Source organism: Pauljensenia sp. UMB6358 (assembly GCF_030216865.1).
Classification (GTDB): Bacteria; Actinomycetota; Actinomycetes; order Actinomycetales; family Actinomycetaceae; genus Pauljensenia; species Pauljensenia turicensis_A.
Window position 1 is genome coordinate 1 of sequence record NZ_JASOMS010000141.1, and the last position, 287, is coordinate 287.

At 53.0% G+C, this 287-nt stretch carries 1 protein-coding gene; it reads right to left on the reverse strand.

Annotation, left to right across the window (positions count from 1 at the left end; genetic code table 11):
* Positions 1–73: 73 nt before the first annotated feature.
* Positions 74–287 (reverse strand): hypothetical protein (locus tag QP381_RS08950; RefSeq protein ID WP_285068649.1); only part of this gene is annotated, 214 nt, incomplete at its 5' end.

The following is a 287-nucleotide window of genomic DNA, read 5'->3' on the forward strand; positions in this document are numbered from 1 at the left end:
TTAGGGAGCTCGCGCAGGTCAGCCGCCCCGTAAAGTTGTTCCCCACACCGAAACAAGGGGTGAGTATCGCGGATCATTCGCTCTCACCCCCGTTTGGGATGCAAAACAGCTTCGCGGATTTGAACTTTTCAAAATCAAAAAATGAGGCAACAAACTGTGTAGAGCGGGTGCCGTAATATGCGAGGCTGGTTTTAATTGCCCATTTGTCCACGCCTACTTTTTCGACAATGAACCCAGAGCCGTCACGGCAAACCACCTCAAACGCAGCTCCCACCGGCAGCCTAGGC